The organism is Hyalangium versicolor, assembly GCF_020103695.1.
Classification (GTDB): Bacteria; Myxococcota; Myxococcia; order Myxococcales; family Myxococcaceae; genus Hyalangium; species Hyalangium versicolor.
Map to the genome: position 1 here is coordinate 25066 of NZ_JAHXBF010000039.1, position 22047 is coordinate 47112.

Here is a 22047-nt window from a genome sequence, read left to right on the forward strand (position 1 = left end):
AGACTCCAGGGTAAGTGCCGGCGACGCGCCGACATCGAGCTGTTGTCTCTTTGCAGTTTTTCTGGATCTTTGTCGATTGGCGGTTTGGTCTTTTTTTGATGCTTAGGCGGCTATTTCCTGGATGCGCCGCGTCGAACGGCGGATTGCCAGCACCGCCGGTATGGACTGCGTCCACTGCCGGTAGACGGCATGCCGTGCCATGGGGGTGGTGCTCTCAGGCGGCTCGTCCACGCCTTCGCGTCAACCGGTCCAGCTCCAGGTAGACGACGGGGGTGGTGAACAGCGTGAGGAGCTGGGACAGGAGCAGCCCGCCCACGATGGCGATGCCGAGCGGCCGCCGGAGCTCCGAGCCGGTGCCCTGGCCCAGCACGAGCGGGAGTCCTCCGAGGATGGCCGCCATCGTGGTCATGAGGATGGGCCGGAACCGCACCAGGCAGGCCCCATGGATGGCCTCGCGAGCCGAGAGCCCCTGGCTGCGCTCGGCCTCCAGTGCGAAGTCCACCATCAGGATGCCGTTCTTCTTCACGATGCCGATCAGCAGGATGATGCCGATGAGCGCGATGATGCTCAGCTCCATCTGGAAGAGCCGCAGCGCGAGCAGCGCTCCCACCCCCGCCGAGGGCAGGGTGGAGAGGATCGTCAGCGGGTGCACGTAGCTCTCATAGAGGATTCCGAGCACCACGTAGACGGCGAGCAGCGCGGCGAGGATCAGCAGGGGCTCGCTGGCGAGCGATTCCTGGAAGGCCTGAGCGGTGCCCTGGAAGCTGGCGCTCACGCTCGCCGGGAGGCCGATCTCCAGCTGGGCCCGCCGGATGGCCGCCACCGCCTCCCCAAGCGCCACGTCCGGGGCGAGATTGAACGAGAGCGTCACTGCGGGGAACTGGCCCTGGTGATTCACCGAGAGCAGTGTCTGCTCGGGCCGGAAGCGCACGACCGAGGTGAGCGGCACGGGAGCGCCTGTCGGCGGCCGTACATAGAGCCGGTCGAGCGTGTCGGGATGGGCGCCGACCCGGGGGTCGAGCTCCAGCACCACGCGGTAGAGGTTGGTGGGGGTGAAGAGCGTGGAGACCTGACGCTGACCGAACGCGTCGTAGAGCGTCTGGTCGATGAGCGCGGGGGTGATGCCGAGCCGGGCCGCCGTGTCGCGATCGATCGTCCCCGAGAGCCTCAGCCCTTGTGTCTGCTGGTCGCTCGCGAGGTCTCTCAGCTGCGGCAGGGTCCGGAGCTTCTCGAGCATGCGAGGCGCCCAGTCCTGCAGCTCCTGGAGGTTCTCGTCCTGGAGTGCGTACTGGTACTGCGTCCGGGATTGGCGGCCGCCCATGCGCACGTCCTGGACTGACTGGAGGAAGACCTGGATGCCCGGGATGCGCGAGAGCTGGCCGCGAAGCTCGCCAATCACCTGGTCCGCGCTCTGGTGGCGCTGGTTGCGTGGCTTCAGCTCGATGAAGGCGTTGCCTGTGTTCAGGGTGCCCCCGCCGATGAAGGAGGTGGAGTGGCTCACGGCTGGGTGGCGGTGGATGATCTCGTTGGCCGCCTGCTGGCGCTCCAGCATCGCCGGGAAGGAGATGTCCTGGGGGCCGTCCGAGATGCTGGTGAGGAAGCCCGTGTCCTGCTGCGGAAAGAGCCCCTTGGGCACCGCCACATAGAGGTAGAGGTTGAAGGCAATCGTCGCTCCCAGCACCAGCAGGGTCGCCTTGGGGTGGCGGAGCACGGCCCCCAGCGCCCGGTCGTAGGCGTGCAGCAGGCGTTGGAAGAGGCCCCCGGAGCGATCCTTCTCCGCCGCCCTGGGCCGGCGCAGCATCCGCGAGGCCAGCATGGGCGTGAGTGTGAGCGACACCAGCGCGGAGACGATGATGGCCACGCTCAGGGTTACCGCGAACTCCCGGAAGAGGCGCCCGACGATGCCGCCCATGAGCAGCAGGGGAATGAAGACGGCGAGCAGCGACACGGTGATGGAGATGATGGTGAAGCCGATCTGCCTCGTCCCCCGAAGCGCGGCTTCGATGGGAGGGACGCCCTCCTCGACGGAGCGGGCGATGTTCTCGGTGACGACGATGGCGTCGTCGATCACGAAGCCCGTGGAGATGGTGAGCGCCATCAGCGACAAGTTGTCGATGCTGTAGCCGCACAGGAACATCACCCCGAAGGTCCCGATCAGCGACAGAGGTACGGAGACGCTGGGGATGGCCGTGGCCCGCCCGCTGCGCAGGAAGGCGAACACCACCAGGACCACCAACACCACGCTGAGCACCAGCGAGCGCTTCACGTCGGCGACCGAAGCTCGGATGGTGGCGCTGCGGTCCAGCGCCACGTGCACGTCGATGGCCGGAGAGATGGAGCCCGACAGCGAGGGTAGCAGTGCCTTCACGCGCTCGATCACGTCGATGATGTTGGCGCCGGGCTGGCGACGGATGATGACCGAGATGGAGCGCTGGCCGTCCGTCCACGCCGCCACACGCTCGTTCTCCACGCTCTGGAAGGCTCGTCCCACGTCGCGCAGGCGCACCGGCGCGCCGCCGTGCCAGGCGAGGATGATGTCCTCGTAGCTCGAGGCGTCCAGGAGTTGGTCGTTCGCCGCGAGCACCATCGCCTGCTGGGGACCGTTGATCACCCCCTTGGGCCGATCGACGCTCGCCTGCGCCAGCGCGGTGCGCACGTCCTCGAGGCCGAGTCCCACGCCCGCGAGCGCGCTGGGATCGACCTGGACACGCACCGCCGGCTGCTGTCCGCCACCGACGAAGACCTGCCCCACTCCCGGCACCTGGGCGATCTTGTGCGCGAGGATGTTGTTGGCCGCGTCGTACACCTCGCCCAGCGGCAGCGTGGGCGAGTTCATCGAGAGGATGAGAATGGGAGCGTCGGCCGGATTCACCTTGCGGTAGGTGGGGCGGCTCGGCAGGTTGGTGGGGAGATCTCCGCCGGCCGCGTTGATGGCCGCCTGGACGTCGCGCCCCGCGGCGTCCACGTCCCGGTCCAAGCCGAACTGCAAGGTGATGGAGGTGCTGCCCAGGGTGCTGGTCGAGGTGAGCTCGTTGAGGCCGGCGATGCGCCCGAAGCGCCTCTCCAGCGGCGTGGCGACGGCCGCTGCCATGGTCTCCGGACTGGCTCCCGGGAGTGAGGCACTCACGTTGATGGTAGGAAAGTCGACGCGAGGCAGCGGCGCCACCGGGAGCTGAGTGTAGGCCGCGCTACCGGCCAGCAGGATCGCCGCGGCCAGCAGCGAGGTGGCGATCGGCCGCCGGATGAAGGGCTCCGAGATGTTCACGAGGCGCTCCGGGCCTGCTCCGGCTCTCGGCGCCACGGCGCGAGGCGCGCGAGCCGCTCCATGTAGAGGTAGATGACGGGTGTGGTGAAGAGCGTCAGGACCTGCGAGACCAGCAGGCCGCCCACGATGCTGACGCCCAGGGGCTGCCGCAGCTCCGAGCCCGTGCCCTGCCCCAGCGCGAGCGGAATGCCGCCGAGCAGCGCGGCCATCGTCGTCATCATGATGGGCCGGAAGCGCAGCAGCGCCGCCTGGCGGATGGACTCTCGCGGCGAGAGCCCCTGCTCACGCTCGGCCTCGAGGGCGAAGTCGATCATCATGATGGCGTTCTTCTTCACGATGCCGATCAGCAGGATGATCCCGATGAGCGCGATGATGCTGAACTCGATCCGGCAGAGCATCAGCGCGAGCAGCGCTCCCACGCCCGCGGACGGGAGCGTGGAGAGGATCGTGATGGGGTGGATGTAGCTCTCGTAGAGCACGCCCAGGACGATGTAGACGGTGAGCAGCGCGGCGAGGATGAGCACGGGCTCGCTGGCGAGCGACTCCTGGAAGGATTGAGCGGTGCCCTGGAACTCGGCGCGGATCCCCGGCGGCAGGTTCACTTCGGCCTCGGCCTGGCGGATGGCCTTGACTGCCTGCCCCAGCGCCACACCAGACGCGGTATCGAAGGAAAGCGTCACCGACGGGAACTGATCCTGGTGGTTGATGGTGAGCGCGGCGGGCACGATGCTGGAGTGGGCGATGGCCGAGAGCGGTACCGCGTCTCCGGCCTGGGTTCGCACGTACAGTTGCTCCAGGGTGCCGGGGTGCTGCTGGAGCTCGGGTTTCACCTCGAGGATGACCCGGTACTGGTTGAGCTGCGTGAAGATGGTGGAGACCTGCCGCTGGCCGAACGCGTCGTAGAGAGCGTCGTCCACCTGCTGCGGCAGCACGCCCAGGCGCGCCGCCGTGTCACGATCGATGGTGAGCGCGAGTTTCAGTCCTCCGGACTGCTGATCGCTCGCCACGTCCACGAGCTCGGGGAGCGAGCGGAGCTTCTCGACCATGCGTGGAGCCCACTCAGCGAGCTCCACCGGGTCGGCGTCCTCCAGCGTGTACTGGAACTGAGTCTGGCTCGTGCGGCTGGTGACCTGCAGATCCTGCAAGGGCTGGAGGAAGGCCTGGATGCCGCTGACCTGCGCGAGCTTCGGCTTGAGCCGGGTGATGATCTCGGAGGCGCTGGCCGATCGCTGCGCGTGAGGTTTGAGGGCGATCTGGAGCCGGCCGCTGTTGATGGTGGGGTTGGTGCCGTCCGGGCCGATGAAGGAGGCCACCGTCGCCACGTCGGGATCCTGGAGGACCACCTGGGTGAGCTGCTGTTGCAGGCTCATCATGCGCGTGAAGGAGACGTCGGCCGGGCCCGTGGTGATCCCCTGGATCATCCCGGTGTCCTGCAAGGGGAAGAAGCCCTTGGGGATGAGGCTCGTCAGGAGCACCGTGAGCGCCAGCGTTCCCACGGTCACCGTGAGCGTCAGCAGTTGATGGGCGAGCACCCAGTCGAGCCCCTTGCGATAGACCGCGATCATCCCCTCGAAGAAGCGCTCCGAGGCGCGATGGAAGCGGGAGCGCGGGTTCGTGCCCTGGCGCTTGAGCAGGTGCGCGCACATCATCGCGGTGAGGGTGAGCGAGAGCAGCGCCGAGACCGTGATGGCGATGGCTAGCGTGACGGCGAACTCGCGGAACAGGCGCCCGATGAGCCCGCCCATGAAGAGGAGGGGAATGAGCACCGCGATGAGGGACACCGTCAGCGAGACGATGGTGAAGCCGATCTGCCTGGAGCCCTTGAGCGCGGCGGCGAAGGGCGTCTCTCCCTCTTCAATGAAGCGGGAGATGTTCTCGATCATGACGATGGCGTCATCGACCACGAAGCCCGTGGCGATCGTCAGCGCCATGAGCGAGAGGTTGTTCAGGCTGTAACCCGCCAGGTACATCACCCCGAACGTGCCCACCAGGGAGAGGGGCACGGCGATGCCCGGGATGAGGGTGGCGCGCACCGAGCGCAGGAAGACGAAGTTCACCGCCACCACGAGCAGGACGGTGAGCGCCAGCGTGAACTGCACGTCCTTCACCGAGGCGCGCACCGTCTCCGTGCGGTCGTTGAGGATGGAGACGTTCAAGCCCTGTGACAGCGTGGGAGCGAGCTGCGGGAGCAGCGCCTTGACCCGATCGGCGACCTGGATGACGTTGGCGCCCGGCTGGCGCAGCACATTGAGGATGATGGCCCGCTGCTCACCCGCCCAGCCGGCGAGCTGGTCGTTCTCCACGCCGTCGATGGCGTCTCCCACGTCGCGCAGCCGGATCGGAGCACCGTTTCGAAAGGCGAGCACCAGTGGCCGGAAGGCCTCGGCGCCATGGAGCTGGTCATCGGTCGCCAGGGCATAGTCGAGCCGCGGGCCGTCGAGATTGCCTTTCGGCTGATTGACGTTGGCCGCTACCAGCGCGGTCCGCACATCGTCGATCGTCAGCCCCGCGCCCGCGAGCGAGGAGGGATCCACCTGGACCCGGACCGCCGGCTTCTGCGCGCCGCTGATCGCGACGAGCCCCACGCCGGTCACCTGCGAGATCTTCTGCGCGAGGATCGAATCGGCCTGATCGTTCACCTGGTCGAGCGGCAGCGAGTCCGAGGAGACCGCCAGCGTGAGCACCGGTGTGTCGGCCGGGTTGCTCTTGCTGTAGGTCGGCGGGGCCGGCAGGGTGGCGGGCAGCAGGTTCGAGGTGGCGTTGATGGCCGCCTGCACGTCCTGTTCGGCGGCGTCGATGCCGCGCTCCAGGGTGAACTGGAGCGTGATCTGCGAGCTGCTGAAGCTCGACACCGAGGTCATCTGCGCGAGAGAGGGGATTTGCCCGAACTGGCGCTCGAGCGGCGTGGTCACGGCCGAGGCCATCGTCTCCGCGCTCGCGCCAGGCAGCAGGGTGGAGACCACGATGGTGGGGTAGTCCACCTGGGGGAGCGCCGACACCGGGAGCTGCTCGTAGCCCGCGACGCCCGCGAGCATCAGCCCCACCGTCAGCAGCGTGGTGGCGACGGGGCGCCGGATGAAGGGCTCGGAGATGCTCATGGAGTCGGAGTCCTCGGGCTGCCGCCGACGCCGGGACCGGTGCCCTCCGGGACGCCGCCATCAGGCGTGCCTGCCGAGGGCCTCGCCGCGACCTTGCTGCCTGGGCGCAGCTGGCCCTGTCCCTCCGTGACGACCCCCTCGCCCGGCTGGAGGCCCTTCGAGATGAGCACCAGGTCTCCCTGCTGCCTCTCCACCGTGACGGGGCGTGGCTGCACGGTCTTGTCCGAGCCCACGACGTAGACGAAGGTGCCATTCGGGCCGCGCTGCAGCGCATGCGCCGGTACCACCAGGGCCCCGACCCGCGTCGTGAGCAGGAGCCGCGCCTTGACGAAGGCGTTGGGCCACAGCGCGCTCTCTGGGTTGGGTACCACCGCCTTGAGACGCAAGGTGGAGGTGGTGGTGTTGATGGCGTTGTCGATCACCTCGAGCCGCCCGCGTCCCAACTCGGCGGAGCCGTCGCGGCTGAAGACCTGGATCTCGAGCGGGCCTCGGCGCTGCTGCTCGACCACCTGTGTGAGCACGTCCTGCGGCAGGGAGATCAGGACAGCCGCCGGGTCGAGCTGGGTCACCACCACGATGCCCGTTGTGTCGGTGGCACGGACGAGGTTGCCTGGATCGACGTTGCGGATGCCCGTGATGCCGTCCAGGGGCGAGACGATGCGCGCGTATACGAGGCTGAGTTTCGCCGTCTCGATCTGAGCCTGATCGGCGCGCACCACTCCCTCTCCTTGAGCGACCAGCCCGCGCTGGTCGTCCGCTTGCTGCTGGGGAATCAGCTTGCGCTGGGCGAGGAGTTCGTAGCGCTCCAGGTTCCGCTTGTTGGTGGCGAGCTGGGCTTGATCACGGGCCAGGGCCGCTTCGGCCTGGTGGAGCTGGGCGAGGAAGGGGCGCGGGTCGATCTGAGCCAGCGGCTCGCCTCGGCGCACGGCCTGGCCCTCACGAAAGAAGACGCGCTCGATGATCCCATCGACCTGGGGGCGCACCGTGACGGTCTGGAACGCGGACACGGTGCCGAGTCCTTCGAGGAAGATCGGCACGTCGCGCCGCTGCGCGTTCGCCACTGTCACGGGCACGACGCGCTCGCCTGGAGGAGGTCCTCCCGCGGGCCGGGAGCAGGCCCCGAGCACCAGGGTGAGCAGCAAGGGAGCAATGCTCGTGGAGGTACGCATGCGTCGGGTTCACCATCGCCCGAGGGCGTGCAGGAGTTGGGAGCGAGCCGTCGCCAGCTGGCCATCGGCCTGGACCAGTTGAGCCTCGGCGGTGGAGAGGGCGACCTGCGCATCCGAGAGTTCGATGCCACTGCCGACGCCGGACCCATAGCGGCCCTCGGCCAGGCGCAGCCGCTCCCGGGCGTTGAGCACCGCGTCCCGCTGCGCGACGAGGGAAGCCTTGGCGGCGCGAACCGCGAGGCGGGCCTGTTCGAGATCCAGGCGCACCTGCAGGCGCTCGATGTCGAGCTGGGCGGAGAGCTGGTCCGCCACGGCTTCGGCCGCGCGCACCTGTGCCCGCGTCAGCCCACCCTCGAAGATGGGCCAGCTCAGCGTGAGCCCCGCCGCCGCGTTCCAGGACAGGGCGTCGAGCCGGCTCCCGCCGGGGGAGAAGCTCAGGCTCCCCGCGAGGGTGGGGCCATAGGCGCCCTCGAGCGCGCGGACGGTGAGACGCCGCGCCTCCACCTGCCGCTGCAGTGAGGCCAGCTCCGGCCGGGCCTCGAGCGCCACTTTTTCCAGCGCTTCGAGGGGAGCGTCCTCGCCCTCCACGGGCTCCAGCCCCAGATCCGCCACGTCGTAGTCGAGGCCGAGATCCCATCCCACCGCCTGGTTGAGCTGCGCCTTGGCGTTGAGATAGGCATTCTCGGCGCCAATGAGCTGTGAGCGGCCGGTGGCGAGGTTGGAGCGGGCCAGGGCGAGATCAATCTCGGGCGCCATGCCCGCGGTGACAAAGCCCTCGGTCTGCGCGAGGTGCTTCTCGAGGTTGCGCACCGTCTCGCGAGCCACCCCGACCAGTGCCTTGTTCGCGCGCGCGGTGAAGTAGACGCTGCGGACGAGGAGGGTGACCTGGAGCATCACGGCTCGCTCGCTCTCGCGCTGTGCCTCGGCCTGGGACTGCGCCGCGTGGAGGCGGCCCGTGGTCTGGTTGAAGTCCCAGAGGAGCTGGTTCACCCCGGCATTGCCGCTGAAGAACCCGAAGGTCTTCCAACTCGTGGGTTCCGACGCCGAGCCGCCTCCCGCGCTCTGAGGAAGCGCGCCGGGTCGCGAGATGAAGTTGGCGGTCGCGCGCTGGTAGCCGAAGCTCAGGAGCGCCTGGGGAAAGAGGGGAGCGCGGGCTTCGGCGACCATGGCGCGCGCTTCTTCGGTGGTGGCCCTCGCCTGCCGCAGCTGGGGCTGGAGCTTCTGCGCGGCGCCGAGCGCCTCCTCCAGCGTGACGACTCGCGGTGGCTGCTGGGCCGCCGCGGCGCCTCCCGTAAGGAGGACGAGGAGCACTCCCGTCGCACGGACCCCTGCCCTCCGGCTCTTTCCGATGTCGATCGGCATGGCGTCCCTTCACCTGGGGCGCTCGTAGTAGGAACCGGCTTCGAGACGGACAAGTGCCTGCGGCCAAGAGACACCGGAGCCCGGTGGGTGCAGGACGGCTCCCTCCGACTTCAGGGAGGGGAGGAGGCTCTGCCCGAACACTTGAAAGACCGTGGCGACCTTTTCGGTTGATTCATTCGCCACGCGAGAGAGAACCCTGCCCCATGAGCCGTGGCCCGGATCAGAAAGCGAAGCCTCCGCCCATCTATCCCTGGGGGAGAGCGACGGCCTTCCTGCAGCGCCGGGAGCACAGCCGATGGGTGGATGTGGCCCTCCTCCTTTCGCTGGGGGGACTGATCTTCGGCATGGTCCGTCTGGCCCGGGAGTGGACAGGCACGCTCCGTCCCACGGTCGAGATCGATCTGTCTCCGTGGGCGCTCCCCCAGTACACGCTGCTCTCGCTCTCCCGGGGGCTCGCGGCGTACGTGCTCTCGTTCGCCTTCACCCTCGTCTACGGGTACTGGGCAGCCAAGGACAAGGTCGCGGGCCGCATCCTCATTCCGCTCCTCGATGTGCTCCAGAGCATCCCCGTCCTCGGGTTCATGCCAGGCCTCGTGCTCGCGCTCGTGGCGGCGTTTCCGCACAGCAACGTCGGGCTCGAACTCGCCGCGGTGCTCATGATCTTCACGGGGCAGGCCTGGAACATGACCTTCAGCTTCTACCACTCGCTCAGGTCCGTCCCCGCGGACCTCGGCGAAGCGGCCACGATGTACGGATTCGACTGGAAGGCCCGGCTTCGCAAGCTCGAGCTGCCCTTCGCCGCGATCGGCCTGGTCTGGAACAGCATGATGAGCATGGCCGGCGGCTGGTTCTTCCTCATGATCAACGAGTCCTTCATCCTCGGAGACAAGGACTTCCGGCTTCCTGGCCTGGGCTCGTACATGAGCGTCGCGGTGGCCAAGGGCAACACGGCCGCCATGGTCCGCGCCATCCTCGCGATGACCGCGATGATTGTCGCGCTCGACCAGCTGCTCTGGAGACCCATCGTGGTGTGGGCTCAGAAGTTCCGGGTCGAGGAGGGCGGCCAGACCGAGGCGATGCGCTCGTGGTTCCTCGATCTCCTCCGGCGCTCCGAGCTCCTCGCCTGGGTTCGGGCGCACCTGCGACCCACCAAGCGGACGCATCATCGCGCCGGTCACCCGCTGGCGGGGCCGGCACGCGCTCGCCGCTCGAAGCGGGCTGCCCTCATCTCTCTTGGGTGCTTTCTGGCGTTGCTCGCCCTGATGACGCTCGGCGCGTGGAAGCTCATCGGGTTCCTCTCTCCCGTGACCTCGCGCGAGTGGTTCATGACGGTGACCTCGGGCTTCGTCACGCTGGGCCGGGTCCTGATCGCGGTCTCGCTGGGGACGCTCTGGACGCTGCCTGCCGGTCTGGCCATTGGGCTCAGTCCCAGGCTGTCACGTCTCCTCCAGCCGGCCGTCCAGGTGGTGGCCTCCTTCCCCGCACCCATGCTCTTCCCCGCGGTCATCACCGTGATGCGGGGGGTCGGGATCTCGCTCGGCTGGGGGAGCGTGGTGCTCATGCTGCTGGGCACTCAATGGTACGTGCTCTTCAACGTGGTGGCGGGCGCCACGGCCATCCCCGCTGACCTGCGCGAGGCCGCACATGCCTTCCGAATGGGGCGCCTCCAGCGGTTCACCTCGCTGTACCTCCCGGCTGTCTTCCCTTACCTCGTCACGGGCTGGGTGACGGCCGCGGGGGGCGCGTGGAACGCGAGCATCGTCGCCGAGTACGTCACCTTCCGAGGGGAGACGATCAGCACCCTGGGGCTCGGTGCGCGCGTGAGCGCCGCCGCATCCGGCGGTCATTTCCCATCGCTCGCCGCGAGCATCCTGGTGATGTCATTGATGGTCGTCGCCTTCAATCGCCTGGTCTGGCGGCGGATGAACGCACTGGCCGAACGCCGGTTCTCTCTGACGAGGTGAGGAGGTTCGCGTGGAGACCCTCGACAAACCACCGCTTTGCGAGGTGCGAAACGTCTCACAGGAGTTTCCGCAGCCGAGGGGAACGCCTCTGCGCGTGCTCGGGGACGTGACGCTGGCCGTCAAGCCGGACGAGGTGATCGCGCTGCTGGGGCCGTCTGGCTGTGGGAAGTCGACGCTGCTGCGCATCCTGGCCGGGCTGACGCAGCCCACGCGCGGCGCCATTCTCTACCATGGGCAGCCCTTGCGTGGCCTCAATCCGGGCGTGGGGTTCGTCTTCCAGAGCTTCGCGCTCTTCCCGTGGATGACCGTGGCCGAGAATGTCGAGTCCGCGTTGCGGCCCACGGGGCTTGCTCGAGAGGAGATTCGCGCCCGCACCCAGAAGGTCATCACGCTCGTCGGTCTCTCCGGGGCGGAGGAGGCCTACCCGCGCGAGCTCTCGGGAGGGATGAAACAACGTGTCGGCATGGCAAGAGCCCTCTCGCTCAACCCCGAGATGCTCTTCATGGACGAGCCCTTCAGCCAGGTCGATGCCCTGACGGCCGAGAGCCTCCGGGCGGAGGTGCTCGATATCTGGGCGGCCAAGGACAGGAACCCGAGCTCCATCGTCATGGTCAGCCACGACATCAAGGAAGTAGCCGCGATGGCGGACCGCATCGTCGTCCTCGGCACCCGGCCCGGGCGGATTCGGACCATCGTGGAGAACACGCTCCCGCGCCCGAGGAACTACCGCGCCCCCGCCTTCCTGCAGCTCGTGGATCGATTGCACGACATCATCACGGGCAGCGAGATGCCGGATGCCCCCGCGCCAGCCCCGGGCGCCGGGGCCCTCATCGAGCCGCTGCCTGCCGCTCGCGCGAGTGAGATCGTCGGCCTGCTCGAGTACCTGGACTCTCACGGTGGACGCGAGGAGGTCTTCCGGATCGTCAGCGACACCCACCGCGAGTTCGGTGTGGTCATCGCCGTCGTGAACGCGGCCGAGCTGCTGAACTTCGTCGACACGCCCCGCCGCACCGTGGTGCTGTTGCCTCTGGGCGAGCGCTTCATTCGCGCCAGCCCCACCGAGCAGAAGGCCCTCTGGCGCGAGCAACTCTTGCGGCTCGCGCTCTTCAAGCAAGTCGCGGAGGCGCTGAGCCGGAACGAAGACCACCGCCTGGATGCCGACTTCATCCTCGAAACGATCGCGATGCGGATGCCCTATGAGAACTACGAAGGGGTCTTCGAGACCTTCGTGAGCTGGGCCCGGTACGGAGATCTCTTCACATACGATGAGGACACGAAAACGCTCGCGCTGAAGTAGCGGGCCCCTCGCACAGGAGCCGGGCGATGGCCGCGTCAATGGCGTCGCCCGTGTCCTCCTGGAACCAGGTGAACCCCGGGGAGGGATTGACCTCGAAGCAGTACCACTGGCCCTCGGGGGTGCGGCGCAGGTCGATGCCGGCCACGGGCAGGTCCAGCGCCTGCGCCAGATGGACGCACCGCTCGGCGATGTCCTGCGGCAGCTCGCCGCGCTCGAGGTACGTGCGGCCGTCTTGCCGGGTGGCATAGCGGTAGTCGTCCGCGGTGGAGCGGATGCGGGCGGTGAACACGGTGTCCCCCACGACGTGCACGCGGTGGTCGGTTCCCGGAACGTGTTGCTGGAACTGGGTGGGGCACCACCTCACGTGTTCCAGCCGTGCGTCATGCTCTGGCCCCAGGCGCGAGACGATGCTGCGCACCCCGCTGATGGACTTGTAGATGACCGCCCCATGCTGGGCCTTGAAGGCTCGCACTTCCTCTGGGTCGGTGGTGATGAGCGTGGCGGGCGTGCGGAAGCCATGCGCGCGGATCTGCAGGGCCTGGAACGGCTTGGAGCCGTTGGGCGCCATGGCTGATGGGCGGTTGATGACCCGCGCCTCCGTCAGCTCGGACCATGTGAACAGGAGGTCCTCGAGTCCGGTGGCGTGTTCCCAGGCTGCGCTTCCCGGGCCTGCTCGCCGCACCTCGGGCAACCGGCGCGAATCATGAGGCCTCAGATAGGCCGCCGTGACGTCGGCCAGCTCCAGCGTCTGGCCCTCCATGCTCACATGGCCCTCGGCCTGGCGGCCCATGCGGAGCTCGGCGTGAGTCTCGAGCGCCCGGCGCTGATCGAGGAAGAACACGGGGGCGCCCAGCGCCTCGAGCGCCGAACGCACCGCCGCCAGCGGCCCGTCTCCGGGAGGCCCCCACAGGAGAATCATGGCTTCGACTCCTTTCGTTCGCCTTCCAGGAGCAGGGTGAGCAGGGCATCGGCTACGGGTGGATCGCACGGGTCGGGGAACACGTGCGCTCCAGCAACGGCCGGTGCATGCCAGGGCCCCGTGAGCTGCACGGCCAGCACCTCCACCTCCGCGGCCCGCGCGAGCCTGAGTGCGGACTCCCTACCCTCGGGAGATGCCTCACCGAGGCAGGTTTGGCCCACCACGGTCACCTGCATGCCGGGCTGTGTCGGCTCCTCGCCCGGGGCGTAGGTGCCGGGCACGGAGGTGGAGCGTCTCAGGGGGACCACGGGTAGCCCTTCGCGATTCGCGGCATGGAGCCACTGCTCGGGTCGCCACGCGGGTCCCGCCAGGCTGTTGGCCCTGGGGCGGTTGATCACGGAACACGGCAGGCGGGTCAGCCACGCGAGCAGGAACGCTGTCAGCTCCGCGGCCACGTACGCGCGCTCCTCGCCGCGGATGAGAGCGAGCTCGCCCTCCGTCACGGCGGGAAGGCGGACGTAGACGCCGCGCAGATCCGCCGCGCGTAGGGGCACGCCTCCTATGAGTGCGCGCAGCTCCTCCGCGGGGCCATCGTCGTAACGCCAGCCGGGCGCGCATAGATCATCCGGTGTCACCAACGCGGCTCCGTGCTCCGTCCAGCGCTGGACGAGCTTCCGGGCGGGCAGATCGTACCGGCTTGCGAGTACGAGCAGCATGGAGTCGCGCCTACTTGCCCTTGTCGCCGGGCGGCTCACCCTCGGAGGCGCTGAGTGCGCGCTCGCCCACGGCGGGGCGCTCGTCCTTCGAGATGAAGGGCCCACCGACACCGAGGTGCTTCTCCAGTCGCTCGACGCGCCGGAGCAGATCGGTCGGGTCGACACGGCTTGCTGCGCTCGCGGTGGCGTTGGGGTCGTCACCCGTTCCTGGGCCGGGGATCTCGAGTTCCTTGATCTCCTTCTCCTTGAACTCCTTGTGTTCCTTCTCCTTGAACTCCTTGTGCTCCTTGTCCTTGAACTCCTTGAGCTCCTTGTCTTTGTCTTTGACGTCTTTGAGCTCCTTGTCCTTCTCCTTGTCCTTCTCTTTGTCTTTTTCTTTCTCCTTATCCTTGTCCTTGTCTTTTTCTTTCTCCTTGTCCTTGTCCTTTTCTTTCTCCTTGTCCTTCAGGTCCTTGTCCTTGAAGTCCTTCAGGTCCTTGTCTTTGTCCTTCAGGTCCTTGTCCTTCTCCTTGAACTCTTTGAATTCCTTCTCCTTGAGGTCCTTGATGTGAATGGTTCCCATGGGCGTTCTCCTCTGAGTAGAGCGAGTCGCGCTATGGGGCCTGTGACGGTGACGCAAGCGGTACCGGCCGCTCGCAGGCAGGGCTCAGCCGCACCGGATGGGCTGCTCAGGAGTGATGCTCATGCGGATGATCGGGCTCGTGGTGCTTGGGTGGGTGCTCGGAAGCACGAGGCGCGGGTGGGTGCTCCTCTCCGGCGTGTCTCTCGGGCTCCGCGCGAGGCGGGAGGGCCGCGGGTGGCGGCCGTGCGGGAGGAGGCGTCCTCGCGGCTTCCCGTTGAGGAGGCCTCGGAGCCGGGTGGCCCGGCGGTGGGGGTTGCAACGTCGTCCGTGGCAGCGGTTGCCCCGTGTCGCGCTCCACCATGCGTTGCTCGGGGCCTCGGTTCCAATGCTGCTGGCCGCGCGTGACCTGGTCTCGGATCTCCGCCGTCCGACGAAGCAGCAGATTCGCGCGCTCGGGAGGCAGCCGGTAGCGCGCCACGTCTGGTGCGAGGAAGCGCCTTCCCTCGACAAACGTCCAGTAGGGCCGCACCCGGAGCCCTGGGGGAGGGAGCGGTGCCCAGCCCGCATAGCCATCTCCCCACCTCCACTGCACCCAGGCGGGCGCCCACTCCGTGCCTGGGAGCCAGCACCAGCCGAAGGAGGGCTCGAAGAACCAGCGGCCATAGTGGAAGGGTGCCCAGCCCCAGTTCCAGGCGGAGACGAACGTCCATCCCCAGTCGCTGTACTGCCAGCTGCCGCCGGTGGCGTAGGGCACGAAGTCGGCTCCCACCACCCAGGGATACGGGCGCCAGACGGGCCCCACCCCCCCCGGTACAGTCACCCACTCTCCGTAGGGGGAGAGCACGTTGTAGAACTCAGCCTCCGCGCCCGCGGGGGCGACAGCCTCCGCGCTCACGCCCACCTCTTCTTCGCCCACCGCCACGCACCCGTGGAAGGCGAGCAGACAGAGTGAGCAACCAAAGGCCAGGCTGCACAGCTTCAAGAAACGCCAGGGCCGGGCTCTCATGGATCACACCTCGCTTCGAAGTCTTCCGTGCAAGGTATGCACGCAAGCCAGGGCGAGCGTGGAGCATGCCCGGCGCCTGACGCGAGCAGCGTGAGCACGCCTTACTTCCCGCAGGGCTTGCGCCTCGGCCCAGCCGGGTCGGACTCTCGAGACCCGGTCGGCCAGTTCCAGCCCGCGATTCAATACCAGACGGAGATTCGTTCCCGGGTGCTTCGGGCTGGTATTACGGACAGGGCCCGCAGTCCGCCAGGCAACTGATCGCGCTCTTGCCCGTGCCGCACGACTCCGAGATCTGGCAGATGCCATCGCCGCATTTGTAGATGTCTTGGGGCCGGATGCGCGTCGACAATGCAGGGTAGGTCTTCTTGTTGTAGGTGCACGAGGCGTAGAAGCCCTTGGTGCTGTCTGGGATACAGCCCGTGCCTCCGCCACAGGTGCCTGTGATGGTGATGGGCGAGCAGCTCGAGTTCGGACTCTCAAGCGAGCAGGCCCGCAGGGTGCTCTGCGCAGACGAGAGCTTCAGGTGCGGATCCTTGCAGACGAAGATGCCCTCGTTGCGGAACAGGTTGCCGTAGAACGTGGCCTCCTGCTGGCTGTAGGTCGTGGCTTCCCCCGTGTCCATGTGCAGCACATTGCTTGGCGCATCCCGCCCGACGACCGAGATCTGCATGCTGACGCCAAACTTGTTCACATGGGCCGCGAGACACGCCGTGATGAGCTGTTCCTCCCTCTCGGAGGCGACCTGGCCACTGGCCCAGTTCGGCGTGAGGCCCAGCTCGCCCGTCCACGTGTAATGCACGCCAGTGGAAGGATGGGTCCAGGTGCGGCTCTCACTCGCGGGCACGGCGCAGCGGACCAGGTACCGCATCACCATGTCCGACAGGGCAGCCGGGTTCGAGTCGAACCAGGAAGCGAAGGAAGCCGTCGACAGTCCGTTGGTCCCCAGTCCGTTGGTCCCCAGTCCGTTGGTCCCCAGTCCGTTGGTCCCCAGTCCGTTGGGCGTCAGGCTATTGTTGGTGACCAGCGCGGAGTCCGAGCTGCTCATCCACGCCTCCTCGAAGGGAGACGCGGGCTCCGGAGCGCATCCCGCAACGAGGCAAAGGTTTGCCAGCATCCCGAGAAGATGGAGACATCCAGACTCGATTCGACCTTCTTGCTTGAACACATTCATATACTCCCCCCGTCACGCATACGTTACGGAAGGTTGAGGAGTTTCATACCCATGGAAAATCCTCAGGGACGCAGCAGCGTCCGGTTCTCGTAACAACTCCTCCCGCTCCTTGCGCGAGACTGTTATCCACCTACCGTCGTCGCCTTCATTCGCTCGTGGAGCCCGAGGTCACGGTGGAGTCACTGGTGGTGGTGGCCGGAGGGGGCTCTCCAAGGATGAGCATGAAGCAGCGCGCCAGCTCGTCGCGGGAGAGGACGCTCTCCACGGCCAGGACGTGGATGGAGCTGGGCGCCTGCGAAACCAGGAAGGCTCTGCCCTGGGGCAGACGCACCTCCTCGCCCTCGGTCTCGGGGGTGAGATCGCTCACCTGAGCCATCAGCAAGACCCGGACGGTCCTCGTTGCATCGTCTCGACTCACTACATAGACGATGGGCATGGCGGTGGTGAGGGGCCCTCGCACCGCGAAGCAGGCTTGATCACTCACCCTCGCCAGCGGGATGAGCGGCAAGGTGTTGACCTCGGTTCCGGTGAGGACCTCCAGGGTCCACTTCAGCTTCTCGTGCTTCGGTTTGATCATGACGCTCCTCGTCTTTCCTGGGGATGCTGGATCTTCCCGCGGCCCCCTGGCAAGGAGCTGCGGGGTCTCCTCGCCTGCATCGCGGTCCGAGCGCGGGTAGGGGCGAAGGAGCATGGGCACGACCTTGTTGCACGGGCCGGGCCGCAGCGGGCGCAGTGCGCACCGTGACGCAGAGCGCGCGGCACGCGGGCGCGCACGCGTGCCGTCCCACCCCGCGCGCGCGGAAACGCCCATGCCAGCGGCCCTTTGCCCGAGCGAGCCCCTCTGAGCGGCTCGGTTCGAGAGGGTTGGTACGACGGTTGCTCTAGCCCTTCCTCGTCCCGGGCCTGGTTCTCGGGGCGCCCCATCCCGGGGCGCATTCATGGCGAGCGACTCGCGCCATTGCGCGCGAGCGACGCCTCCTGACAGGGGAGTCTCCATATGAAGCAGTTCTTGAAGCAGCTCCGTTCTCTCTGTGGTGCCTTGGTGTCCGGAGCGACGCTCCTGGTTGCGGGGCAGTCCCAGGCGGCGTTGCTGATCAACGTCGACACCGCGGGCTGCAACACCAACGTGGCCATCAACAACGCCATCGCCCAGAGCTTCCGCGTGGACGCGCAGACCCAGCTCGACAAGATCGAGATGTGGATCAAGCCCGAGCTCTACTACACGACTTCATACGCGATGGAGCTGTACTCCGGCGATGGGACGGGCGGGACGAAGATCTCCACCTCGCCGACGACGCTGAGCCTGGGCTCGCAGACGGGCGGCACGGCCTCGGGCTTCTATGCCTTCGCGTTCCCGAACGTCACGCTGCAAGCCAACCAGGCCTATACCTTCCGGCTGGTGAGGCTCTCCACGTACTCCGGCGCCTTCTCCGAGTGCGGCAACGTCTACCCCAACGGCAACCAGTACTGGCTGGGGTCCTCCGCGGACCCGTACTATGATGTGTCCTTCAAGCTGTACAGCGCGTCGCCGAGCGTGTCGCCGCTGGTCTACGGGCAGACGTACAGCATCCAGAACAGCTACCAGAACTGGCAGGGAGGCTACCTCGATACCCGCGCCGCCGGCTGCGAGGGCAACTTCCTCTGCGTGTCGACGGCCACTGTCCCCAACCGCGACAACGGCTCTGGCACGTGGAAGATCCTGTCCGCCAGTGGGAAGGCGGCGGGGACGCCCGTGTCCGCCGGCGACGACGTGTACCTGCTCAACATGCACCAGGGTAACGGCGGGTATCTCGACACCGCCTATCCCGGCTGCGAGGGCAACTTCTTCTGCGTGTCCACGGCGTACAGCAGCAGCCGGGATGGGGGCTCCGGTACCTGGAAGGTCCTGCCGAACGGGTCGACGAACGGTCCGATCATGGAGGGCCAGCCCCTCCACCTGCTCAATGGCTACGCCAGCTACAATGTAGGCTTCCTGGACATCATGGGCACCGGCTGCGAGGGCAACTGGTACTGCGCGTCCACCAGCCTGCGCTGGGACCGCGACGGTGTCGGCACGGCGACCTGGCGGTTCTTCGCCCAGTAGGCACGTCGTTGCCGCCGCCGAAGGCGCGGCCCTCCACCGCTGCCCCGCTATACTGCTCGCCTCCTCATGGAGAAGGTTCTCGAGAGACAGGAAGGCGGCAGGGTGGAGGGTCCGACGGATCCCCTCCTGGGGACGCTCGTCGGGCAGTACCGGATCACCCGAGAGATTGCTCGGGGTGGCATGGGGGTGGTCTACGAGGCCATCCACGATGCCATCGGGCAACGCGCCGCGGTGAAGGTCCTCCAGGACACGGGAGGGAGGGCCTCGGCGCTCCCGAGGTTCCTCAACGAGGCACGGGCTGTCAGCCGGGTGCAGCACCCAGGCATGGTTCGCATCTTCGACTTCGGCCAGTTGGCCTCGGCGGTGCCCTACATCCTCATGGAGTTCATCGAGGGTGAGCTGCTCCGGGTCCGCCTCTCGAGGCCCGAAGGCCGACTGGCGCCCGAGAGCGCCCTGCGCATTGCCCGGCAGATCGCCGCTGCCCTCGCCGCGGCACATGCGTGTGGCATCGTGCACCGTGACCTCAAGCCCGAGAACGTGATGCTCGTCCGGGATGAAGAGGCAGCGGGGGGCGAGCGGGTGAAGTTGCTCGACTTCGGCATCGCCAAACTCGTGGGAGACGAGCACTTCCGGACCACGGAGGGGACCGTGCTGGGCACGGCGCTCTACATGTCTCCCGAGCAGTCCGCGGGGAGCGAGGACATCGACGACCGCGCCGACGTCTATGCGCTCGGCGTCCTGCTCTACGAGATGTTCGCGGGCGCGCCGCCCTTCTCCGGCGGGTCCACGGCCGTCATGCGGCAGCACCTCTTCCAGGAGCCGCCTCCACTCCCCGAGGAGAGCGCTCTCTCGGGAGCGGGGCGCGAGCTCCTGCGCCGGATGCTGGCGAAGGAGCCCTCCCGGAGGCCGCGCATGGAGGAGGTGGCGGAGCTGCTCCAGCGCCTGGAGCGCGGCTCCTCCCTCGAGGGGGAACTCCCTGTCTCGCTGGTGCCCTCGAAGAGCACCAGCAGGCCCCACGAGAGACAGGGCGTCCCGACCGTCGCGGAACGACGAAAGGTCACGGACACGCTTCGACCTCCGATGCGCCGCCGGTGGCCGCTCGTGGCGGGCGGGGTAGCGGTGACGATGGTCACGGCGGTCTGGCTCGGCGCCCGGGCCTTGGAGCGGCCTCGAGCGGTGGTCCCGACGCTGGAGGGCATGGTGCGGCTGCCAGGAGGCTCATTCCGCATGGGCAGCACGCCCGAGGAGATCGGGACCGAGTGCGCGCGCCTGCCCGGAGGCTGCACGGCCGACGCACGCAGGCGCCTGGAGCGCGAGCTGCCGGCGCGGGAGGTCACCGTCTCGTCGTTCCAGCTCGACGCCTACGAGGTCACCCACGCCCAGTTTGCCGCGTTCCTCAGTCGCGTCTCGCCCTCGCTCGACGTGCGGGAGGACCGCGACGACCACCGCCCGCGCTTCGTGTACGACCGTGCCTCCGGGCTGCTGCTCGTGGATCTCTACCCGAGGGCCAGTGGCCTCGAGCGGACGACGGAGGGCCTCTTCTCCGTGCGCCCCGGGATGGAGAACAAGCCCGTGGTCCAGGTGACGTGGGATGGGGCCTCGCGGTACTGCCAGTTCCTCGGCAAGCGCCTGCCCACGGAGGCCGAGTGGGAGTTCGCCGCGCGCGGGGTGCAGCGCCGGACGTACCCCTGGGGAGAGGACGCTCCTCGGTGCGAGGGCGTCGTCTTCGGGCGCGAGGCGGGGGCCGGCTGCGAGCAGCTGAAGGGGCGCCGGGAGGACGTGGGCGCGGGCGCGCGGGATGTGACGAGCGAGGGCATCCACGATCTCGGCGGGAGCGTGGGCGAGTGGGTCCAGGACGCGTTCACGCTGCCCTACTACGGCGCCTGTGGCGACTGCGTGAACCCGCGGGCCGCGGAGCCCCACGTCCCTGTCGCCGAGGATCTGCGCCTGTTTCGCGGTGGGGCCTCCACGACGAACGCGCTGCTGTCCCGCGGGGCCACGCGCAGCCGCTGGAAGCGAGGGGATGTCCAGGAGGGGATCGGTGTGCGCTGCGCATCCGAGTGAGGGTGAAATGAAGACGACCGAGAAGAAGCCCCCCATCCGGGTCGCCCGCTCCTCCGTTGAGGCCTGCCTGGTGCTGGTCTTCTCGGCGGGAGAGATCCTGCTGCCGCCGCGGCGCTACACCCCGGGCCGTGAGGCGCTGGTGATTGGCCGTGAGGCGGAGAAGGGCATCTCCCTGCCGGGGGACCCGCGGGCGTCACGCAAGCACGCCAGCGTCCACAAGAGCCCGGCGGGCGGGCTGCGCATCGTCGACGAGGGCAGCAGCAACGGCACCTCCGTCAACGGGCAACGGACCACCGAGTCCACGCTCGTGGATGGCGATGTGATCATGATCGGGGACTCGCTGATGGTGGTGAGCGTCGAGCCGCGGGAGATGGGAGACGCCCCTGTCCCCGAGCTGCTCGGCGTCTCCGCGTCCGCGCGCCGCCTGAGAGCCCTGCTGGCCCAGGTGGCGCCGAGCGACGCGACCGTGTTGTTGCTCGGTGAGAGTGGCAGCGGCAAGGAGGTGGCCGCGCGCGCCGTGCATGCGCTGTCCGGGCGCAAGGGGCCCTTCGTGCCCGTCAACTGCAGCGCCATCCCGGAGAGTCTGGCGGAGAGCCAGCTCTTCGGGCACGTGGCGGGAGCCTTTACTGGAGCGGTGGCCCGTCAGGGGCTCTTCCGTGCCGCGGACGGAGGAACCCTCTTCCTGGACGAAGCGGGCGAGATGCCCGCGTCCCTGCAGCCCAAGCTCCTGCGGGCGCTCCAGGATCGCGCGGTGCTGCCGGTGGGCGCCACCACGCCGCAGCCGTGCGATGTCCGCATCGTCGCCGCCACCAATCGGGAGCTGCGCGCCGCGGTGGAGAAGCAGTCGTTTCGCGGGGATCTCTACGCGCGTCTGGCCGAGTTTCCCATCCACCTGCCGCCCTTGAAGGAGCGTCGCGACGACGTGCTGATGCTGTTCGCCCACGCCCTCGGCTCGCCGCTGCCCCGGCTCGAGGTGGAGCTCGCGGAGCGGCTGCTGCGGTACTCCTGGCCCTACAACGTCCGCGAGCTGCTCGCGCTGGCCAAGCAGCTCCGCATCCGGGGCGGGGCAGGGCCTTACGCCCTGGAGCTGGCAGAGTCCCAGCTTGGCCACGAGTCCGCCCTCCCGAGCCCGCCGGCCGCGCCAGTCTCCGCCGCGCCTGCTGTCTCTCGTGAGGCCGCAGGCGACGAGGAGCGCGAGCCTCCTCCGGATCGGGCCCGGCTGGAAGAGTTGCTGAGGCGCCATCGCGGAGTGCTGGCCGATGTCGCCCGCGAGATGTCGCGCTCACGCAAGCAGATCTACCGCTGGATTCAGCACCACGGTCTCGATGTGGAGGCTTTCCGTCGTTGAGTTCCCCAGGCTCGGGATCGGCT

General features: G+C 68.1%; 15 protein-coding genes. 5 read left to right on the plus strand and 10 right to left on the minus strand.

The window, feature by feature from the left end; all coding sequences use genetic code 11:
• Positions 1 to 214: 214 nt before the first annotated feature.
• From KY501_RS47420 to KY501_RS47435, 4 genes are read right to left on the minus strand one after another with little or no spacing between them, the layout of a single operon-like run.
• Positions 215 to 3265, minus strand: coding sequence for a multidrug efflux RND transporter permease subunit (locus KY501_RS47420; protein WP_224371794.1), 3051 nt, complete (start codon positions 3263 to 3265; stop codon positions 215 to 217).
• Positions 3262 to 6363, minus strand: coding sequence for a multidrug efflux RND transporter permease subunit (locus KY501_RS47425; protein WP_224371795.1), 3102 nt, complete (start codon positions 6361 to 6363; stop codon positions 3262 to 3264). The genes KY501_RS47420 and KY501_RS47425 overlap by 4 nt, the downstream gene beginning before the upstream one ends.
• Complete coding sequence (locus KY501_RS47430; RefSeq protein WP_224371797.1) at positions 6360 to 7532, minus strand: efflux RND transporter periplasmic adaptor subunit; 1173 nt, start codon at positions 7530 to 7532, stop codon at positions 6360 to 6362. The genes KY501_RS47425 and KY501_RS47430 overlap by 4 nt, the downstream gene beginning before the upstream one ends.
• Before the next feature lie 9 nt (positions 7533 to 7541).
• Positions 7542 to 8894 (minus strand): TolC family protein, encoded by a 1353-nt coding sequence (locus KY501_RS47435; RefSeq protein WP_224371799.1) that lies wholly within the window; start codon positions 8892 to 8894, stop codon positions 7542 to 7544.
• A gap of 203 nt (positions 8895 to 9097) precedes the next feature.
• On the opposite strand from KY501_RS47435, the gene KY501_RS47440 reads away from it, so the two are divergent.
• Positions 9098 to 10858: an ABC transporter permease gene (locus tag KY501_RS47440; protein ID WP_224371801.1), complete on the plus strand. Its 1761-nt coding sequence runs from the start codon at positions 9098 to 9100 to the stop codon at positions 10856 to 10858.
• A 10-nt stretch (positions 10859 to 10868) separates the two neighbouring features.
• Positions 10869 to 12155 (plus strand): ABC transporter ATP-binding protein, encoded by a 1287-nt coding sequence (locus KY501_RS47445; protein ID WP_224371803.1) that lies wholly within the window; start codon positions 10869 to 10871, stop codon positions 12153 to 12155.
• On the opposite strand, the gene KY501_RS47450 is transcribed toward KY501_RS47445, so the two are convergent.
• From KY501_RS47450 to KY501_RS47475, 6 genes are all read right to left on the minus strand, one after another.
• The gene (locus KY501_RS47450; RefSeq protein ID WP_224371805.1) at positions 12115 to 13074 is read right to left on the minus strand and encodes an ATP-grasp domain-containing protein; all 960 of its coding nucleotides are present in this window, start codon (positions 13072 to 13074) and stop codon (positions 12115 to 12117) included. The two genes, KY501_RS47445 and KY501_RS47450, sit on opposite strands and share 41 nt — an antisense overlap.
• Positions 13071 to 13790, minus strand: coding sequence for a hypothetical protein (locus KY501_RS47455; RefSeq protein WP_224371807.1), 720 nt, complete (start codon positions 13788 to 13790; stop codon positions 13071 to 13073). The genes KY501_RS47450 and KY501_RS47455 overlap by 4 nt, the downstream gene beginning before the upstream one ends.
• Before the next feature lie 10 nt (positions 13791 to 13800).
• Positions 13801 to 14352, minus strand: coding sequence for a hypothetical protein (locus tag KY501_RS47460; RefSeq protein WP_224371809.1), 552 nt, complete (start codon positions 14350 to 14352; stop codon positions 13801 to 13803).
• A gap of 106 nt (positions 14353 to 14458) precedes the next feature.
• Positions 14459 to 15358 (minus strand): DUF6600 domain-containing protein, encoded by a 900-nt coding sequence (locus tag KY501_RS47465; RefSeq protein ID WP_224371811.1) that lies wholly within the window; start codon positions 15356 to 15358, stop codon positions 14459 to 14461.
• A gap of 223 nt (positions 15359 to 15581) precedes the next feature.
• On the minus strand, positions 15582 to 16403 hold the full coding sequence (locus KY501_RS47470) for a hypothetical protein (protein WP_224371813.1): 822 nt from the start codon (positions 16401 to 16403) through the stop codon (positions 15582 to 15584).
• A gap of 271 nt (positions 16404 to 16674) precedes the next feature.
• Positions 16675 to 17106 carry a hypothetical protein gene (locus KY501_RS47475; RefSeq protein WP_224371815.1) on the minus strand — a complete coding sequence of 144 codons (432 nt, stop codon included), beginning with the start codon at positions 17104 to 17106 and terminating at the stop codon, positions 16675 to 16677.
• Between the two features lie 420 nt (positions 17107 to 17526).
• On the opposite strand from KY501_RS47475, the gene KY501_RS47480 reads away from it, so the two are divergent.
• The 3 genes from KY501_RS47480 (at position 17527) to KY501_RS47490 (ending at position 22024) form a co-directional block, all read left to right on the plus strand.
• Positions 17527 to 18612 carry a hypothetical protein gene (locus KY501_RS47480; protein WP_224371817.1) on the plus strand — a complete coding sequence of 362 codons (1086 nt, stop codon included), beginning with the start codon at positions 17527 to 17529 and terminating at the stop codon, positions 18610 to 18612.
• Positions 18613 to 18714: 102 nt separating this feature from the next.
• Complete coding sequence (locus tag KY501_RS47485) at positions 18715 to 20676, plus strand: bifunctional serine/threonine-protein kinase/formylglycine-generating enzyme family protein (RefSeq protein WP_224371819.1); 1962 nt, start codon at positions 18715 to 18717, stop codon at positions 20674 to 20676.
• A 7-nt stretch (positions 20677 to 20683) separates the two neighbouring features.
• Complete coding sequence (locus tag KY501_RS47490) at positions 20684 to 22024, plus strand: FHA and sigma-54 interaction domain-containing protein (protein WP_224371822.1); 1341 nt, start codon at positions 20684 to 20686, stop codon at positions 22022 to 22024.
• Positions 22025 to 22047 lie beyond the last annotated feature (23 nt).

Excerpts from the sequence above, each read along its gene's own strand:
- KY501_RS47425 (WP_224371795.1), bottom strand. The coding sequence starts at position 6,363 with ATGAGCATCTCCGAGCCCTTCATCCGGCGCCCCGTCGCCACCACGCTG.
- KY501_RS47430 (WP_224371797.1), bottom strand. The coding sequence starts at position 7,532 with ATGCGTACCTCCACGAGCATTGCTCCCTTGCTGCTCACCCTGGTGCTC.
- KY501_RS47435 (WP_224371799.1), bottom strand. The coding sequence starts at position 8,894 with ATGCCGATCGACATCGGAAAGAGCCGGAGGGCAGGGGTCCGTGCGACG.
- KY501_RS47440 (WP_224371801.1), top strand. The coding sequence starts at position 9,098 with ATGAGCCGTGGCCCGGATCAGAAAGCGAAGCCTCCGCCCATCTATCCC.
- KY501_RS47450 (WP_224371805.1), bottom strand. The coding sequence starts at position 13,074 with ATGATTCTCCTGTGGGGGCCTCCCGGAGACGGGCCGCTGGCGGCGGTG.
- KY501_RS47455 (WP_224371807.1), bottom strand. The coding sequence starts at position 13,790 with ATGCTGCTCGTACTCGCAAGCCGGTACGATCTGCCCGCCCGGAAGCTC.
- KY501_RS47460 (WP_224371809.1), bottom strand. The coding sequence starts at position 14,352 with ATGGGAACCATTCACATCAAGGACCTCAAGGAGAAGGAATTCAAAGAG.
- KY501_RS47465 (WP_224371811.1), bottom strand. The coding sequence starts at position 15,358 with ATGAGAGCCCGGCCCTGGCGTTTCTTGAAGCTGTGCAGCCTGGCCTTT.
- KY501_RS47470 (WP_224371813.1), bottom strand. The coding sequence starts at position 16,403 with ATGAGCAGCTCGGACTCCGCGCTGGTCACCAACAATAGCCTGACGCCC.
- KY501_RS47475 (WP_224371815.1), bottom strand. The coding sequence starts at position 17,106 with ATGATCAAACCGAAGCACGAGAAGCTGAAGTGGACCCTGGAGGTCCTC.
- KY501_RS47480 (WP_224371817.1), top strand. The coding sequence starts at position 17,527 with ATGAAGCAGTTCTTGAAGCAGCTCCGTTCTCTCTGTGGTGCCTTGGTG.
- KY501_RS47490 (WP_224371822.1), top strand. The coding sequence starts at position 20,684 with ATGAAGACGACCGAGAAGAAGCCCCCCATCCGGGTCGCCCGCTCCTCC.